Raw genomic sequence first — 18,106 nt, forward strand, 5'->3', positions numbered from 1 at the left:
GCCCGGTTTTTGTTTAAAATTAACGGATAACACTAAAGGATTAATAATCCTTTACGCAACGAATAGAAAGTGCACCTTTTTTTTCGAATTCTGCATATCTATTAAACGAACTATGCGCAACAAAGGTGCAACTTCCTAAAAATTCAGGTTCATCAGAATATTCTCTTGGAATCCAATAATACCCATATTCCATAATTCTTTCAAACCGGCCATTTGTAAAATCATATGAACCTGCCGGCAAAAGAGAAAAACCTCTCGGATTTTCCATGATTCCATTCCAAACCTCCGAACTAAGATATTGACTACCATTCATCGCCCCATGCCCATTAATAGCAGCCACCCACTCCCCCTGATTCATAATGTGCCAGCCTTCCGGGCAAATTCCCCGGTGGACAACATACTCCGAATTATTTGGTACAAGAGTATTCCTAGACTCATCCGTCGTATTCGGGCATTTTTCACTTCCCAGTTGAGAAGAATCACAAACAGCGGGGAAACCCATAGCGGTAGCCCAGGTATAAAGCCCACCCCACCCATTTTCACAATACCAGGGATCGTCATCGTAACAATATTTGGTCGAATCACCTTGTTGATTTCCACCAGAAATCATCTTACCAAAATTCAGATTTTCCGCAAAAAACGTGAGTGTATCAGTAACATCGTCATATAGACGAATCGTTTTATATACATGATTATCGCGCGGATCAGTAAATTCACCATAGCTGAGTTTGGCATTAAACTGTCTACTCATGTCATAATATTTGCTACTACTGGATTGTTGCACAACAGAGCTAGAAGACATCGGTATCCAAAATCCATTTTGACAGATATATTTCACCTGTTCCTGTGAAATAAACACAGTATACCCTTCTTCATCTTTTTCACATGGTGTTCCTGAAAAAGATTCTTCACTAGAGCTTACAGGATTTGGGACACTCGAGCTACTATTCTTGCCGCTTACGGAACTAGAAGAATTCTTTTCTGCAGCCGAGGAACTAGATTTTTTAGAATCTTTCTGTGAAGACGAAGATGCGTCTTTATCTTTACCCGAAGAACCGTTGTCGTCATTGCTACTCGACGAGATTTCACCGATTGGATCGGGAGCGGAGCTACTAGATTCATCGCCACATGCTGCGAGCAGGGCCAGGAGAATGGACAAAGCCAAAGCGTTAAAAATCTTCACAGAAGACCTCCGGTTATAAAAATCCCACCAAACACTTCTAACCAAACCTAAAAATAGTAAAAAGTTACCAAAAGTGGAAACTTTATATCAAAAAAACGTACTTTGTCTGTACTTTTATATTCCGTTTTAATACAAATTACTTACGTCTCGTTTTTTTGATAAAATTCGGCCACTCAAACTTATTTTTTTGATACCATCGCTAAAGAAAAAAGTTTTTTACCAAAAAAAAGCCAGCCCTGCGGGCTGGACTTTTACTTTTCAAGGGAAAAAATGCTACAAAAAATCGCGGGAATTAGTCTTTCTTCTGGAGACCAATATCAATCTGACCGAACTTGGCTTCGTATGCCTTGAGGGTTGCGGCAAGCATAATGGCAAGGCGCTTTGCGGTGTACGGGGTCATTACCACGCGTTCGGCGATATCGACCTGCACCTTTTCTTGCTTGTTGTTCCAAGCCTGGTTAAGGCCCAAAAGGATCATGAGTTCTTCGCGGCCGCCCAACACGTTGGTCGCATTTACGTAAAGACTCTTCATGTTAGAATCGTTCCAAACCACTTCGGGCTGAGCAACGGATTCAGTCTTTTCGTTCGTATTTTCTGCCATAAGGAAAGCCTCCAAAAAGTTGTAAAAACAGCACTCCCCAAAACACGCCAGTAAATTTAACAAAAAGACATAGAACAAATTATTATAAAAAACTTATACAACGTGTAAAATTAATCATACAAGGTAAGAAATTTTGCATCTTGACATTTTATATAAAGAATTCTAAAATTCGCCTCGTTTTGGGTATGTTGAGTTACCGGAGGTCCAATGATAAAAAAGGATTGGTTTGTTGCTGTTGCCGCTCTCTTGACGGCCTCTTACTTTTCAGCCTGTTCCGTAACAGATTCCGAAAGTTCAGAATACTCCAAATGGACATTTTCTGGCATGGTCATTGACGCCTCTACGGGCCGAGCACTCGAAGGCGCTCAAATCACATACCTCGACACCGATGGTGACATAGACACCACCGAAACCGACGAGAACGGAAACTTTTATATAAACAACCTTCCGTACGGTTCTAGAACATTCACGTTCGATTATTTTAAAGTCAACAAAAAAGACACTCTGTATTACACACCGAAGGTTTTCGACGTTTCTAGCACCAACGAATCGAGCCGCATGGAAGGTGTTGTAGCAAGCGCCTCGGCCATTGTACGCTTGAGCCCGCTCAATGCTGCTGTCACCGGCGAGCTCTACATAAACGACCCTGGTTCCGGCAAAAAGATTCCCGTTTCGGGCCTTTCGCTGAGCCTTTCTCACATTGACACAAGCTACATCAACATTTTCCCGAAGTCGTTCACAACCAAAACAGATTCCCTCGGCAAGTTCACCTTTAAAAATTTGCCTGCCGACACGGGACTTGTATTGAATGTAACCGATTACACGTACAAGAATATTCGCTATCAGTTCTATGGCGTTGCGCTCCCCAGGCTTACCGCAGGCGACACACGCGATATCGGTCGTGCCTACCTTGCACAAGACACGCTGATTCCGCAACAACAAAAGATTGTTGCCTCTAATGTCATGGACAACAACATGATTGGCTACGGCAACGTATCAACCCTTATAAAGCCTTACTACGTATTCGCTCAAAAAGTTCATTCCAGCAATTTGACTGTTGACGTTACCGCCGACACAAGCAAGTTGTATGTAAAGCCTATAATCAAGGACGACACACTGTTCTTGGAACACGATCAAGCATTCCCTTCCGAAACAAAGATTGTGGTCAGCATTACTGCTTACGAAAAGAAATCTAACGAACGAATCCAGATAACGTTTAGCGGCGATTCTGCCTTCACAACAGACCGAGGCCTTTACGCAATCACCAGCAACGCTTGGCCGACAAACAGCAATTTCAAGGCAACTTTCGGAATCGAAGACACTATGTGGGTCAAGTTCTCCGATGAACTCGACAAGAACACCAACCGCATTCAATGGAATTACTGCAGCAATGTAGACAGAACTGTGTACGGCAATGGTTACTATGCCAACGCCAAGGCTTGGGTCCACAAAGATACGATGTTCGTACAGATGGACGAAAAAATTTTACTCGACAGAAATCAAGGCGACAGTGCGGGTTTCAACATTACAATTTATGCCAAAAACGGGCTATACGCCGAAGGTTTTGAACTGAGAACAGAACTCATTGTACCGCCCCAATCTAGCAGTTCTTCGGAATCTAGTTCTTCAAGCAGCTCCGATTCTTCGAGTAGCGCAACCTCTTCTAGCAGCGAACCTACCATTGATTTATCGAGTAGTTCGGCCCTTGAATTGCCGGGCGAAGGTCAAGAATCGTCTTCTAGCAACGCAACAGCAGAATCCTCGAGCAGCACCGCATCCGATTCGAGTAGCGCAACATGAGTCAGTCCAACATGAGCAAGTGCTTTACCGCAACAATCCTTGCGCTTGCCGGCTTTGCATGCGCAACCTTTGACGGCGTAACTGAACCCATCAATCAAGCAAAAATCGGCTTTACCGTTCCGGGTAAAATCGACAGTATTTGGGTTAAAGAAGGCGCATTCGTACACAAGGGCGACACCTTGATGAATCTCGTGAAGACCGAAGAAGAGATTCGCGTACACATGACAAAGATTATTGCCGACGATTATTCGGGACTTGCATCGTCTAAGGCAAAAATGGACACTTACATGAAGGACTATTACGCCATCAAAAAGTTGTTCGAAACCAGTAACTCGGTAAGTCAAGAAGAAGTGTGGGAAAAGCAGATGAATTTCGACATTTCTAGAGCCGACTGGAATGCCGCCAAGATTACAAAGGCCAAGGATTCTTTGGAATACCAAATGGCTCGCGCCCAACTCAGCAAGCAATACTTGATTGCCCCTTTTGACGGTGAAATCGTAAGCATTAGCAAGAATAACAGCGAAAGTGTCGAAGCACTGGAACCAATCCTTGAAATTGCAGACGTGCGTACCTGCCGCATGACCGCCTACATTATTGCCAACAAAGCCCATGCCCTTAAAGTCGGCCAGAAGGTAAAACTTTCTCTCGATGGCGCAAGCAAGAACCGTTCCCGCAACGGCACCGTCGAATTCGTGTCGCCCGTGGTCGACAAGTCAAGTTTGCTCAGAACCATCAAGGTCATTTTCGATAATTCTGACCGTTTTGTGGAACCGGGCGTTACAGGAAGACTTCTCCTCAAATGATTTTGCGTTCTTTTGCGACAGCCCTATTTTGTACGGCAGGCATTGCCTTTGCGCAAGAGCCCGTTGCAGAACCTGTGCTCGCCGAAGATTCGCTGTTTATTGATTTTGAAAAAGCGATTGAAACGGTTGTCAAGAATAACGCAGACATTCAAGAAGCCAAGTTTCTGTGGCGTTCAAATGCAGAACTTGCAATCGGCGCTTACGGCGATTTTGAACCGCATTTGATTGGCCGACTGAACAAGGAACGTGGAGACAGCCCCAGCGCCCTGTTTACCGAGACCAAAGACGAATACAAGCTCGGCGTGCAAGGTAAGCTGCCTACAGGCACCGAATACGATGTCGGTTTTAATCAGGCCACGTACACACATAGCGACTACACCTCGGAACTTTACTTTGGCGCAGAACTCAGACAGCACTTGCTCAAAGACGGCTTGATGTTCTTTACCCCGACCAAGAACATTCGCGAAGCCAAGCTGCAAAAGGAACTCGCCTACCAAAAGTATCGCGAAACCTTGAGCGACATTCTCGAAAAATTCTGCAACGCTTACTGGAATTACCATTTTGCACAGCAGAGCCTGCAATTTGCAACAGAATCGGCCCGCGTGGCAAGCGAAATATCTGGAGACGCGAAAAAGCGTGTGGAATTAGGCCTTGTTTCGATGCTTGATTACCAGAAGACGGTCGCCGAATTTTCGGACCGCGAAAACGCCCGTATCGAAGCGCTTGACCAATTGCGTAACGCAAGGCTCGAACTTTTGCTGATGATTGCATCGCCCGAAGTGTTGCACGACCTGCGCCCGGTTTCCATTAGGCCAGACACCACGCTGGACACCAACATTACGCTAGATTCGGCTTCATTCCTAGATTCTATCAGCTTGATGCACCCGAGTTACCTGGCCCAAAGCACAGAACTCAACTTGCGCGAAGAAGAACTGGATGCCCGTAAGACAAATGCAATGCCGACTCTGGACCTTATCGGAAGTTACGGCATTCGAAGCAGGAATTCAAACGCCAAGCTCGCCGTTTCGAACTTCAAGGAGCCCGAAAGACGCCAAACCGTGATTTCGGGCGGAATCGAGATTGACATACCCTTATTCGCAAACGTTCGCGAGCGTCACCAGATTGCCTCGGAACGCGCCAACGTGCATTCGGCCAAAATCAAGCTTAGTCTGATTCAGAACAGGCTGTATGAAGAATACCGCATTTTGCAGACCCGTTCTCAAGAAATCAGGCGCCAGTGGCAATACGGCGAAGTAGCCGTAGCATACCACAAAAAGGAACTCGAAGAAGAATTTAAAAAGCTCGCTTTGGGCAAGAGTAACTACCACCAGATTTTCGAGATGGAAGAGGACTTGCGCGAAGCAAGACAAAAGCACCTCGAAAACATGAGAATGCTCCGCATTATCGATGTACGACTCGCCCGCGCCAGAGGCAAACTACTGATGCAGACGGGACTTGAAAAGTGGAGTCAGGGAAAACTTTCTCTCCGCGAGGATTTGCTACATGACTAAGTTCGCGCAAAAGATTGAACCCGAACAAATCATTTCAGCCCTGCAGAATTCGCTGCAAGTTGTGAACGCCAAAGCGTACCAGCTCACCCAAGTGATCGAAATTGCGCAGAGCGTAATGAGCTGCGAAAAATTCAAGACCGCAGCACTCGCACTTGTGGGGCAAATTGCCGACAAACACCATGCTGAACGCGTAAGCCTTGGTTGGTTAAAACAAGACTACATTCGGCTCAAGAGCATTAGCCATACCGACCACTTTGAAAAGAAGATGCAGGTGGTCAAGGACCTCGAAGGCCTTATGGAAGAGGCCTACGAACAAGACGCGGCCATTTTGTACCCGCCGGTCAAGGACAACCTGACCGTTCTTGCACACGAAAAGTACAGCAAGGAATACCACTGCGAAAACCTGCTTTCGGTTCCTATTCGCACATCGCCCAAAGACGGCGAAGATGTAATCGGTGTTATTACCTGCGAACGCCAAAGCAAGCCCTTTACCGACCTTGAAACCGAACAGATTTACCTGGCATCGTCTTTGTGCGGCGCAAGGCTTTTGGAACTTTACCAAAAGAGCAATTGGTTTGGAGCAAGGATTGCCCGCAAAACGCGCAGGGCACTCGCCAAACTTTTGGGCTTTGAACATACCTGGGCCAAGTTTTTCGGCATTCTGGGCATTGGGCTTGTGCTGTTTGCAACGCTGTACCCGCTCCCCTACCGAGTGAGTGCGCCAGCAATCCTCAAGACGGACAAGGTTATTTTCGCCACTGCGCCCTACGACGGCTACATCGACAGCGTGTTCGTAAAGCCGGGCGACGTGATTTACAAGGGCCAGACGCTTTTGCGCCTGAACCAAACGGAACTTAAGCTTGAAGAAGCCGACTTGATGGCTCAGGAACAAGACAGCCGCCGCGAAATTCAGAAGGCACAGGCTACCCACCAACTCGCCGACATGCGCATTCACCAGGCAAGGCTCAACCAGACGCTGGCAAAGCTCAAGACTGTGCGTTACAAGCTTTCTATGTCCGAAGTGACGCTCAACGTCGATAGCGCAGTCATTATCGAAGGCGATTTGCAAAAGCGAATCGGCGCTCCGGTGAACCAGGGTAGCGAACTGTTCCAGATTGCCTCTATCGAAAACATTTACGTCGAAATCAATGTACCCGAAGGCGAGCTCAAGAACGTGACTTTAGGCGGCGAAGGCCTTTTGGCAATCAAGAGCCGCCCTGACTACGTTTACCGCTTTAAAACCGAGCGTATAAGCCCTACAGCCGAAGTCAAGGAGCAAGAGAACACCTTCGCTGTTCGCGGCGAATTCGTGCGCAAGACGCCCGCTTGGTTCCGCCCGGGTATGACTGGCATTGCCAAGATTTTCTCTGAGAAGAAAACGCTCTGGTGGATTATTTCTCACGAAGCAATTGATTATTTAAGAATAAAGCTTTGGTGGTAAGACACGACACTTTTTGACAGCGATAGAAAAAAAAGAGGCGGCTTAAAAGCCGCCTTTCTTAATGCCGTAATGACGTTTCCAGAAATTACTTAGCGAGGAACTTCTTGGCCTTGTCAGCGTAAGCCTGGTTGTCACCGTAGACCGTCAGAATGCGTTCAGCAGTCTTCTTAGCCTTGTCAGCAGCACCGAGCTGTTCGTAAACGAGAGTGAGCTTCCACATGGCGTCTGCAACCATCGGGACCTCGTCCACCGGTTCGTCCTTCTGGAAGCGGTCTTCCTGGTCGCCAGTGCGCTTGGCAAATTCAGAGACGTACTTTTCGAGAAGACCGGCAGCGGCAGAGTAGTCACCCTTTTCGATCTTCACAGAGGCAAGACCGTGCATGGCAGCCGAGCGAACCAGAGCAACGGAACCTGCGTTGTCGAGGCTCTTCTGGAAGAACACGGCAGCGGCATCAAAGTCGCCAGCCTGGTACTTGATGTTGCCTGCATAGAGAGCAGCCTTTGCCAGAGACACACCGGAGAGCTTACCGGAGTTGATCTTGGATTCGAATTCCACGAAGGCGGAGTCCTTCTGATCTGCATAAAGGAGAGCCATGCCCGGACCGAGGAGTTCAGCCTGTTCGACTGCAGCTGCCTTGCGGTAGTCACGGAACTGCACCACGCCCACCACAATGACCATGATCACTACGAGGGCTGCAACGACCTTGGAGCCGTGTGCGACAAAAAATTCCTTAATTTCAGAATTGTTGGTATTCGATTCGTTTGCCATATTAAACGTCCATGTTAAATTTCGTGCTCCAATCATAGAAAAATTTTAATGTGTTGTCAGCACACCTTGACAAAAGAAGGCCCTTTTGCTAATTTTGGCCTACCATGCCACTCTAGCTCAGCTGGTAGAGCAGCTGATTCGTAATCAGCAGGTCGGCAGTTCAAATCTGCTGGGTGGCTCGAAAAAATCCCGTTCCGAATGGAATGGGATTTTTCAATTTTAAAGAAATTTGTTCAAAAACCAAAGCCGAAGCTAGAAGCGAGCAGAACAAGGCCGCAGGACCGAAGCCGTATAAGTAATACGGCGAGAGGGTTGAGAACGCCGCTAGACGAAGTTTATAACGAGGCTACTTTCTAGCAGCAAGTTCTTCGGGTGTTCGAGCCAGAATATCCCAATCGCCGCGTTTAATGATCTTGTAAGCATACCCCTGTTCCGTCAAGAACAGCTGGCGGTTCATGGCGAATTCCTGTTCCTTGGAATCCTGCGTCACGATGCTGTAGAAGTGGGCTGCGCCACCGTCGCTCTTGGGGCGAAGCACGCGACCGAGGCGCTGTGCTTCTTCCTGTCGGCTACCGAAGGTACCCGAAATCTGAATCAGCACGTTAGCATCCGGCAAGTCGATAGCAAAGTTACCCACCTTGGAGACCATCAAGTTCTTCTGGCTACCGTTACGGAAGGCGGCATAAAGCTTTTCGCGGTCTTTGTTCGGCGTCTTACCCGTAATCAGCGGAATCTGCAAATCTTCGGAAAGGGCTTCGAGCTGGTCGATGTACTGGCCAATAATTAGCACGCGGTCATCGGGCTTGTCAAAATACTTGAGCAAGCGTTCCACAATGTCCGTTTTTTCGGGGTTGGTGGAAGCAAGCGTAATCTTTTCGCGGACAGGCGCAAGCGCATACTTCATCTTGAGTTCCGGTTCCATCGGAATACGGATTTCGTTACAGTCGGCGGTTGCAATCCAGCCCTGGGCTTCCAGAATACGCCACGGAATGTCGTACTTCTTGGGGCCAATCAAGCTGAACACTTCGGTTTCCTTGTGGTCTTCGCGCACAAGCGTTGCGGTAAGGCCCAGGCGGCGAGTGGCCTGCATTTCGGTACTCAGGCGGAACACCGGAGCCGGCAGCAAGTGCACTTCGTCGTAAATCATCAGGCCCCACTTTTCTTGGCTGAACAGCGGGAAGTTGGCGAGTTCCTTTTTGACTTCTTCTTCGGTCAAATCGTCCAAGTCAGAATCGGTCTTTTCGTTTTCGGCCTTCTTGGCACGCTTGCGCTGAGTCAAAATCTGGTAGGTAGCAACCGTCACGGGGCCGATTTCCTTGACTTCGCCGGAATATTCCTTCACCTGGTCGAGCGTCAAGTCAGTCTTGTCGCAAATTTCGCGAATCCACTGACGGCTAGCCGAAATGTTCGGAGTCAAAATCAAGGTCTTAGTTTGTACCAAAGCCATGGTGGCTAGGCCAATCACGGTCTTACCCGAACCGCAAGGCAGCACGATCACGCCCGAGCCGCCCTTTTCAGAACCACTGGCGTAGAACACCTGGGCAGCTTCTTTCTGGTAGTCACGGAGGGCAAAAGGCTTGCCACCCACCGTCGTTTCGCGCAGGTGAATCGGGAGCGGATCGCCCACGGTATAACCGGCCAAGTCTTCGACCGGGAACCCGGCGTTGGTAAGAGCCATCTTCAAGTGACCGCGGCGTTCCGGGTCTACTTCAGCATGCAAATCATCGATAAAGTGAAGCACGTACGGCTGCACTTCTTTGAGGTTGCAGATTTCGGTGAACATGTACTTGTCATCGGATTCTACAATCAGGCGGTCGTCTTCTTTTTTCAGGCGAAGCAGTCCGTAACGAGACATGTAGTCTTCGATTTCGGTCACAACAGATTCCGGAATCGGGAAACGGCTCTGGCTTTCCAGACGTTCCAAAACTTCCGGTGCACGAAGCCCCGTTGCAGCAGCGTTCCACAAGCTTAGCGGGCTAATCTTGTAGGTGTGCAAATGTTCGGGACTTTTGACCAATTCGGTAAACGGGGCGATAGCATCGCGGGCCGCTTCATAAGTGGGGAGATCAACCTCCACCATGATTTCCATATTACTCTGAACAATAATGGCGCCATTCGGATTCATAGGCGCCAAATTTAGTAAAAGTTACGTAATTAGAGTAGTGTTGTAGGGTTAATTTTATATATCTTTATATTGTAAAAAAAGAGGTTTTTTTGAGCCAGTTAAAATTGAATGGAAAGACCGAGTCTCTTTGCATTTTCGGTCATCCTGTTGGTCATAGCAAGTCGCCTTTGATGCATAATGCCCTTTTTGAAGCATTAGGCATAAATGCGGCCTATTTACCCTACGCCCCGGAGCCCGAAAATTTGGCCGATGCCATCAAGGGTTTTAGGGCCATGAAGTTCCGCGGGGCAAATGTCACTATTCCGTACAAGACCCCGGTCATAGACCTTGTAGACGAACTTTCAGACATTTCGAAGTTTACCGGCAGCGTCAATACGCTATACTGGAAAGACGGCATTGTCGGGGGCACTTTATGTGGTACGACAACCGACCCCTATGGATGCATTCGCAACCTGCAGGAATCGGGAGTAGAGCCATCGAACAAGAAGGTCGCCCTGCTCGGAAACGGCGGTGCTGCCAAGGCCATTGCCTACACGCTCGCCGAAATGCAGAACAGGCTTACCATCGTGTGCCGCAACCGCGAAAAAGGGGCCGCACTCGCCGACAGCCTGAACCAGTTCTTTAACGGCAAGGCTCCCCAGGTCCAAGTCGCCACGTTCGATGAATTCCCGTCCGTATCCAAGAACATCGAAATCATCATCAACGCAACCTCCGTGGGCATGACACCCAACGAAGACCAATCTCCCCTTACCGAAGAATCCTTGCACCAAGGCCAAGCCGTGATGGACATTGTCTATACACCGCCCATGACCAAGCTGTTAAAGACAGCACAGGCAAAAGGCTACAAGGTGGTAACCGGCGAAGGCATGCTGGTGCACCAGGGAATCGAAAGCTTTAGAAAATGGTTCCCCGAAGAAACTAAAAACAAGACGAACGACGAACTCGCAAAGATCATGCGTAAAGGAATGCAGGGCTAACATGAACAAGCACATCTTTTTCACCGGATTCATGGCAAGCGGAAAATCCCGCACCGGACGCGCCCTGGCAGAACGGTTAAACCGCCCCTACGTAGATACCGACGCCGTTATCGTTGAACGCGCAGGCAAGACCATTAGCGAAATTTTTGAACAAGAAGGCGAAGCCAAGTTCCGCGAAATGGAACGCGATGTCGTTGCCGAATTTGCAAAGAAAGAAACGCCGCACATTATTTCATTGGGCGGTGGCGCTCTCACGCAGCCGGATAACCTGAAAGTCATCCGCGAAAACGGCACCATCATTCGCCTGTGGGCAAAGCCCGAAGTGCTTTCGGAACGCATCGGTCGCAAGAACACGCGCCCGTTGCTTGCTAACCTGAGCGACGAAGAACGCCTCGAAAAAATCAAGGTGATGCTCAAGGAACGCGAAAAGAATTACGCAAACGCCGACTTCAGTGTGGAAAGTTCTGACGAATACACCGAAGACCACGTGATTGAACGCATCCTGTACATCCTGAATTTCTGGAACAGCCATGCGCTGGACGTTTGCCCGAGCAGCGGCGGACGCTACCCCATCTTTATCGGCAAGAACATTATTCCCGAAGCAGGCGTATTGCTGGAATGCCTGAAGCTTGCCCCGAGTCACGACTTCTTGGTCTGCACGGACACAAACATTGCCAAAGTGCAGAGCCAGATGCTCGGCGAACTGAGAGGCCAGGCCGGACGTTGCCCGATTTTCAAGTTCCAAGCCGGCGAAAAGAACAAGACCTTGCACAACTTGAACCAGTTGTTCAGCTTTATGCTCCACCGCGGCTACACCCGCAAGAGCTGCTTGTTGCAGTTTAGCGGTGGCGTGGTCGGCGATATGGCAGGCTTTGGTGCAGCCACCTACCAGCGCGGCATTCCGTTTATCCAGTTCCCGACAACGCTTTTGAGCATGGTCGACAGTTCTGTGGGCGGAAAGGTTGCCGTGAACCACCCCGAAGGCAAGAACATGATTGGCGCATTCTACCAGCCCAAGGCTGTGGTCTGCGACCTTGCAGTACTCAGCACCTTGCCCGAAACGGAATACCTGGCAGGCCTTGCCGAAATCGTGAAGTACGGCGTGATTTACGACGAAGAATTCTTCCGTTATATGGAACAGAACGTCGAAAAGATCAAGGCTCACGACCTTGACGTTTTGAAGCACCTGATTTACCGCAGCTGCGCCATTAAGGCCGAAGTCGTCGGCATCGATGAAAAGGAAGCTGGCCTGCGTGCTATTTTGAATTACGGGCATACCTTCGGGCATGCTATCGAAAACTTGACGCATTACAGCATGTTCACGCACGGCATTGCCGTGTCGCTTGGCATGCGCGTGGCCGCCCGCGCGGCAGTTCTCCTCGGCAAAATCAGCGCCGAAGAAGAAGCTCGTCAGAACAAACTCTTGGATGACCTCGGATTCCCGAAGAAATACGATATCGACACGGAAGCCGCATGGGACGCCATGGCTGTAGACAAGAAGGCAGAAAAGGGCAAGCGTGTATACATTTTGCCCACTAAGATTGGAGAAGTGGAGAAAGTAAGCAACATCGATAAAGATATCATTACTCAAAGCTGGGGAGCTATTAAGTAATGCACAATAGGAGTGTATGAATATGAGTATTCTTGTAACCGGCGGAACAGGAGCTCTAGGCTACCACATTTTGTCGAGCCTCGTGGGAACGACGCACGACCTTTACAGCTTTAGCGACGAACAGCCGCAGCCCTGGCAGAAGGTCGATGGCGTTGAATACCTGAACGGCGACTTGCTGAACTTTAAGCACATGCAGGACGTGATTCAGTTTGTGCAGCCCACGCACATTTACCACCTGGCAAGCCAATCGTCGGTGGGACTCAGCTACAAGAAACCATACGAAACGCTGAACATCAACTTGCTCGGCACGCAGAACTTGCTCGAAGCAGTGCGCCAGAATTGCCCCAAGGCAAAGGTGATGCTTTTAAGTTCCAGCGAAATTTACGGCCGCACCGATCATCAGCTTACCTACTTGCACAAAGAATCGGACGCCCCCAATCCGCTCACGCCTTATGCAACCTCTAAAGCTTGCATGGAACTTTTGGGAAACCAGTTCAAGAATGCTTACGGACTGCACGTGGTTTTTGCACGCCCCTTCCACTTTACGGGCCCGCACCACAGCCGTCGTTTCGTCATTCCCTCGATTACCTACCAGCTTGTCAAAATCAAGTATTACGGCGCAGAACCGACCATTTATTCGGGCAGTCTCGACATCAGCCGCGACGTGATTGACGTGCGCGATGTGGCACGCGGCATGATTCAGCTTTTGAACCAGTCTGAACCGGGCGAAGCCTACAACCTTTGCTGCGGCAAGTCTTACACCTTCCGCGAACTCACCGAAATGCTGGTGGACATTGCCGAGGTAAGCGTAGACTTCCGTTTTGATCCGGGTTACGAACGCAGCAACGACATTCCGCTTTTGATTGGCGACCCCACTAAGGCAATGAACATGGGTTGGAAGCCGATGATTAGCGTCGAAGACAGTCTGACCGACTTGTTCAACGAAATGGTATTACGCCGTCGTACAGAACTCAAGCTCGGTATGGGACAGGACTTGAGACTGTAATGTGGGATGTGGAGTGTGAAATGAGACGTGAAAATATGATAGTTCTTTTTGTGGCGTTTTTGTTTAGCACGTCGCTTGCATTTGCAGGCGATGTCGCACAGCCGCAGGGTTCTGTGCGTAGCGTATCGGTCGATGACTTTATGCCGCACAACAACAGCGCCAAAGAATACAATGAAACTTGGAGCTATCAGTTCGTTTTCGATAACGGCACTCGCGCCTTCATCAACTATTCCACGCTTCACATTCCGGGTTCCGGCAGAAAAATCGCTTGCGACATGAGCTTCTGGAATTTCAAGAGCAAAACCTATACCGTAGGCCGACAGTATCCGCCCGAACGCCTTAAGGCCGACAAGGCCTCGGCCACAATCGACATCAAGGGCGAATACAAGATGGAACACAAGCCGGGCAAAGATCACCGCGTGTACTTTACCGCCGACAAGGGTGGCAAATTCCTGCTGGACGTGACCTTTGAATCGGCCGAAGTCGGTAAAGTCCCTGGCAACGGCGTATGGAAAATCGGCAAGGAAAGTTTCGGACAATACGTTCACATTCCTTACGGCCGCGTCGCAGGCAAAATCGCCTACAACGAAGACACCATTGCCGTCAAGGGTTACGCCTACATGGACCAAACCTGGCAAACCGCGCAGGCCATCGATGTAGCAACACGCTCGGTCAACTTTAGCACAAGCGCCCGCAGCCCGCTATTTGCAGGCCGCATTTCGATTTCTAAAGACGGCGAACCGTTCGGATACGCACTCTACAAAGACGAATCTGGAATCAAGGTCGCTCAGCCCAAGGCCATCAAAGATGGCAGCGACAACTACAAAGGCAAGAAATTCGCCAAGAGCGACTTGACCTTTGAATGGCAAGACGCAAGCGTTCCTGCACTCAAGTTCAGCGTAGCTAAAACGCTCCAGAAAGCAAGCCTTTTGGACAAAGTAGACGGTTGGATAGCAAAGAAAGCATTCAAGATTGCCGCCGGTGGCGAAGTTCTATTTTACAGGGGTAGGAGCGACGGAAGCCACGGGAAAAAGATTGATTGGTGTATTACGGGAGTTAAAGACTGATGACTAAGTTTCGCCCATGCATTGACCTGCACGACGGACGTGTTAAGCAGATTGTAGGCAGTTCGCTGAATGACAGCGGCACGGGTCTCAAGACGAATTTTGAAACAGACCGCTCCCCCGCTTGGTTCGCAGAACTGTACAAGAAAGACGGAATCAAGGGCGGTCACGTGATTATGCTCGGCAAGGGCAATACCGAAGCTGCCAAAGCCGCACTCGCCGCCTACCCCGGCGGACTGCAAGTAGGCGGAGGCATTACCGCCGACAACGCCAAGGAATTCCTGGACGCAGGCGCAAGCCATGTGATTGTGACCAGCTGGATTTTCCCCGAAGGCAAACTCGACCGCGAGCGTTTGGAATTGCTCTCGAAAACGGTCGGCAAAGAACACCTGGTTCTCGATTTGAGCTGCAAGCGCGTAAGTGCCCCCGAAGAAGAGCCTCGCTGGAAAATCGCAATTAACCGCTGGCAAACTTTGATTGACATCGAAGTCAGCAAGGAAACGCTCGAAGACCTTTCCCGCTACTGCGACGAATTCTTGATTCACGCCGCCGATGTCGAAGGAAAGCAGCAGGGCATGGACGACGAACTGATTATGTTCCTCGCCGAACACAGCCCAATTCCTTGCACGTATGCGGGTGGCGCCAAGTCGCTTGAAGACCTCAAGCACTGCAAACAAATTTCTAACGGAACGATTGATCTCACCATCGGATCGGCCTTGGACCTGTTCGGTGGCAAAGGAGTGAAATATGCCGACTGCGTCAAATTCAACAAAGCTTAAGGCCACCGACGTTTTAGACTCGCGCCCGGCTATCTTTGGACGCACCGTCACGAGCACCTTCAGAAAGATGTTCTCGTTCAAGCACCAGCCCCCTGGAAACCTGCGCACGGGCATGATTCCGCCCATCGTTTTCGGCTCGCTGATTCTGAACATTCCCAAGCTTTTAAAACTGCGTTCTTACCTGAAAAAGGAACGCAAGCAGCACCCCGCCGACGACGTACGCATTCTTTTTTATTCCGACAACTTGGATGAAACAAACGGAATCGCCAACAACCTGAGAAACGTGATTCCCTACATGCGCGCCCACGGCATGCATGCATTCCTCGCCGGAAACGCCTTCAACACGCGCCCCTGCGGTGTCGTAGAAAACAGCTACTGTCTGCTGCTCCCGCGCTTGTTCAGCATGGAACAGCTCGGATACGCCAACAGTGAACTTGCTATTCCGCGCATTGGCCCGGTACTTCGCTTGCTTAAGCGCTACCCTGTAGACTTGATTGAATTCGAAACACCAAGCCCTGGCGCATGGCTCGTATGCTTCTGCGCAAAGGTCGCAGGCATTAAAGTCTTTAGCCATTACCGCACCGACGTTCCGACTTACACCAAGACGCTTGTGAAAGCCAAGTGGATGTTCCACTTTGTGCTTTGGCTCATGAAAGTCTTCTATGGCATGACCAAGCCTGTCGTCAGCCCCTGCAAGGACTACGCCGACATTCTGACTTCGCAGCTAAAGATTCCTGCAAACCAGGTGCAAATACTCCCCCGCGGGCTCCCGCTTGAAAAATTCTCGCCGGATTTGCGCGGTAAGGGCACTTGGGAAAAGTACAGCGACTCCGCCAACCGTAAAGTGCGATTCTCGTTCATCGGACGCATTTCTAAAGAAAAGAATTTGGAATTCTTGAACGGCGTTTGGAAAAAGTTTGCCGCCAAGCACAACGACGTAGAACTCATGTATGTGGGCTACGGCTGGTATCTCGAAGAAATCAAGAAGTTCTTTGAAGGCGACAACAGCGTGCATTTTGCAGGCGAACAGGGCGGCGAAACGCTCGCAAGCCTTTATGCCGATTCCGACTTCTTCTTGTTCCCGAGCGTTACAGATACCTTCGGAAACGTGGTCGTCGAGGCCATGTCTACAGGCACGCCCGCAATTGTCAGCAATTACGGTGGCCCACACGACATTGTGATGGACGAAGCCGCAGGCAGAATCTTGCCGATTGACGAAGACGCCTGGCTGAACGCTTTGGAAGAATGCCGCCGCATTTACCTTGAAGAACCCGCCACCTACGCCAAGATGCGCGAAACGGCCCACGAACGCAGCCTCAAGTACACCATGGAATCTTCCACCAAGGCTCAGTTCGAATTCTTCAGGAAGCTGAAACGCGACGCGTATGGATTGTAAAAAGCTCCGCGAGTGGTTTAAGAAGAACGCGGCAGAATTGCCGTGGCGATTGTCCGATTTGGACGCCCCGCGCGATCCGTATGCAGTGTGGATTAGCGAAACCATGCTACAGCAAACGCAGGTTTCTACCGTTCGCGACTATTTTACGCGCTGGATGAAGCGTTTTCCCGACGTAGCGACACTTGCCAAAGCCAGCGAAGAAGAAGTCTTTAAATACTGGCAGGGATTGGGCTATTACAGCCGCGCAAGAAACATTCTAAAGACTGCAAAAATCGTTGCAGAATGCAAGGAATTTCCCCGCACCCGTAAGGAGCTTGAAGCCTTGCCGGGCATTGGAGCATACACCGCTGGCGCAATTTTAAGCCTCGCCTACCACGAGCGCGAAGCGATTCTTGACGGCAATCTGGTACGCATTTTTTCGCGACTTTTCACGCTCGACTTTTTGCCAACGGAATCTAAAGACGCCTTAAAAACTTACTGGGATTACGCCCGCGAAATCGCCGACTCGCCTAAGGCCTACATGCATAATGAAGCCTTGATGGAGCTTGGCCGCACCGTTTGCAAAATCAAAAATCCCGATTGCGCAAACTGCCCGCTACAAGGAGCCTGCAAGGCCTTCGCCGAAAACCGCACCGCCGAATTCCCGCCCAGCAAAAAGCACATTCAAAAAGACTGGCACGGCACCGTACTCGTTATCGAAAGTGCCGACCACAAGATTTTAGCAATCCACGGCGGTCAAAAATTCTTCAAGAACCAATTCACGCTCCCGCATTTCGAATCGCCGCGCAACGCAACCGCAGGCCTTCCCGCCCAAGCCGAAGACTACATTAACGCTGACAATGTCTGCGCAGTCAAGAATATCGGCAAATTCAAGCACAACATTACCGTGCATAAAATTGAATGCGACGTTCTACACATCCAGCTAAAAACAAAAGCCCCGCTACATTGCGCGCCGGAGCTTCGGTGGGTCAACATTTCTCAGACCCAAGAATTTTTCGCCAACAGTTTTTGCCTGAAAGCGCTTACCCTGCTACATTAA

General features: G+C 49.7%; 15 protein-coding genes and 1 tRNA gene. 12 read left to right on the forward strand and 4 right to left on the reverse strand.

Features of this window, described 5'->3' with window-relative positions:
• Nucleotides 1-40: 40 nt before the first annotated feature.
• Complete coding sequence (locus QOL41_RS00630) at nt 41-1,183, reverse strand: FISUMP domain-containing protein (RefSeq protein ID WP_283428236.1); 1,143 nt, start codon at nt 1,181-1,183, stop codon at nt 41-43.
• Between the two features lie 292 nt (nt 1,184-1,475).
• Nucleotides 1,476-1,784, reverse strand: a complete 309-nt coding sequence (locus QOL41_RS00635; RefSeq protein ID WP_283428237.1) for a DUF3467 domain-containing protein — start codon at nt 1,782-1,784, stop codon at nt 1,476-1,478.
• 207 nt (nt 1,785-1,991) lie between these two features.
• Between QOL41_RS00635 and QOL41_RS00640 the strand changes: the two genes are divergently transcribed.
• From QOL41_RS00640 to QOL41_RS00655, 4 genes are read left to right on the forward strand one after another with little or no spacing between them, the layout of a single operon-like run.
• Nucleotides 1,992-3,584: a carboxypeptidase-like regulatory domain-containing protein gene (locus tag QOL41_RS00640; RefSeq protein WP_283428238.1), complete on the forward strand. Its 1,593-nt coding sequence runs from the start codon at nt 1,992-1,994 to the stop codon at nt 3,582-3,584.
• Nucleotides 3,581-4,387, forward strand: a complete 807-nt coding sequence (locus QOL41_RS00645) for an efflux RND transporter periplasmic adaptor subunit (RefSeq protein WP_283428239.1) — start codon at nt 3,581-3,583, stop codon at nt 4,385-4,387. The genes QOL41_RS00640 and QOL41_RS00645 overlap by 4 nt, the downstream gene beginning before the upstream one ends.
• On the forward strand, nt 4,384-5,898 hold the full coding sequence (locus QOL41_RS00650; protein ID WP_283428240.1) for a TolC family protein: 1,515 nt from the start codon (nt 4,384-4,386) through the stop codon (nt 5,896-5,898). Before QOL41_RS00645 ends, QOL41_RS00650 begins: the two co-directional genes overlap by 4 nt.
• Entirely contained in the window at nt 5,891-7,339 is a 1,449-nt protein-coding gene (locus QOL41_RS00655) for a GAF domain-containing protein (RefSeq protein WP_283428241.1), read from the forward strand. Before QOL41_RS00650 ends, QOL41_RS00655 begins: the two co-directional genes overlap by 8 nt.
• A gap of 85 nt (nt 7,340-7,424) precedes the next feature.
• Here the strand turns inward: QOL41_RS00655 and QOL41_RS00660 are convergent, their stop codons facing one another.
• Nucleotides 7,425-8,108, reverse strand: a complete 684-nt coding sequence (locus QOL41_RS00660) for a tetratricopeptide repeat protein (protein WP_283428242.1) — start codon at nt 8,106-8,108, stop codon at nt 7,425-7,427.
• A 106-nt stretch (nt 8,109-8,214) separates the two neighbouring features.
• On the opposite strand from QOL41_RS00660, the gene QOL41_RS00665 reads away from it, so the two are divergent.
• A tRNA-Thr gene (locus QOL41_RS00665) sits at nt 8,215-8,287 on the forward strand.
• Nucleotides 8,288-8,454: 167 nt separating this feature from the next.
• Here the strand turns inward: QOL41_RS00665 and QOL41_RS00670 are convergent.
• Nucleotides 8,455-10,233: a DNA repair helicase XPB gene (locus tag QOL41_RS00670; RefSeq protein ID WP_173653237.1), complete on the reverse strand. Its 1,779-nt coding sequence runs from the start codon at nt 10,231-10,233 to the stop codon at nt 8,455-8,457.
• 89 nt (nt 10,234-10,322) lie between these two features.
• Between QOL41_RS00670 and aroE the strand changes: the two genes are divergently transcribed.
• The 7 genes from aroE to QOL41_RS00705 are packed head-to-tail and all read left to right on the forward strand — an operon-like array spanning nt 10,323 to nt 18,106.
• Complete coding sequence (aroE, locus tag QOL41_RS00675; RefSeq protein ID WP_283428243.1) at nt 10,323-11,210, forward strand: shikimate dehydrogenase; 888 nt, start codon at nt 10,323-10,325, stop codon at nt 11,208-11,210.
• Between the two features lies 1 nt (nt 11,211).
• Nucleotides 11,212-12,822: a 3-dehydroquinate synthase gene (aroB, locus tag QOL41_RS00680; RefSeq protein WP_173653236.1), complete on the forward strand. Its 1,611-nt coding sequence runs from the start codon at nt 11,212-11,214 to the stop codon at nt 12,820-12,822.
• A gap of 22 nt (nt 12,823-12,844) precedes the next feature.
• Entirely contained in the window at nt 12,845-13,828 is a 984-nt protein-coding gene (locus QOL41_RS00685) for a GDP-mannose 4,6-dehydratase (protein WP_173653235.1), read from the forward strand.
• A 20-nt stretch (nt 13,829-13,848) separates the two neighbouring features.
• Complete coding sequence (locus QOL41_RS00690) at nt 13,849-14,895, forward strand: hypothetical protein (RefSeq protein WP_283428244.1); 1,047 nt, start codon at nt 13,849-13,851, stop codon at nt 14,893-14,895.
• Nucleotides 14,895-15,671: a phosphoribosylformimino-5-aminoimidazole carboxamide ribotide isomerase gene (gene hisA / locus QOL41_RS00695; protein WP_283428245.1), complete on the forward strand. Its 777-nt coding sequence runs from the start codon at nt 14,895-14,897 to the stop codon at nt 15,669-15,671. The genes QOL41_RS00690 and hisA overlap by 1 nt, the downstream gene beginning before the upstream one ends.
• The gene (locus tag QOL41_RS00700) at nt 15,640-17,067 is read left to right on the forward strand and encodes a glycosyltransferase (RefSeq protein WP_283428246.1); all 1,428 of its coding nucleotides are present in this window, start codon (nt 15,640-15,642) and stop codon (nt 17,065-17,067) included. The genes hisA and QOL41_RS00700 overlap by 32 nt, the downstream gene beginning before the upstream one ends.
• Nucleotides 17,057-18,106 (forward strand): A/G-specific adenine glycosylase, encoded by a 1,050-nt coding sequence (locus tag QOL41_RS00705; protein ID WP_283428247.1) that lies wholly within the window; start codon nt 17,057-17,059, stop codon nt 18,104-18,106. Before QOL41_RS00700 ends, QOL41_RS00705 begins: the two co-directional genes overlap by 11 nt.

The organism is Fibrobacter sp. UWB10 (assembly GCF_900182935.1).
Lineage (GTDB): Bacteria > Fibrobacterota > Fibrobacteria > Fibrobacterales > Fibrobacteraceae > Fibrobacter > Fibrobacter succinogenes_O.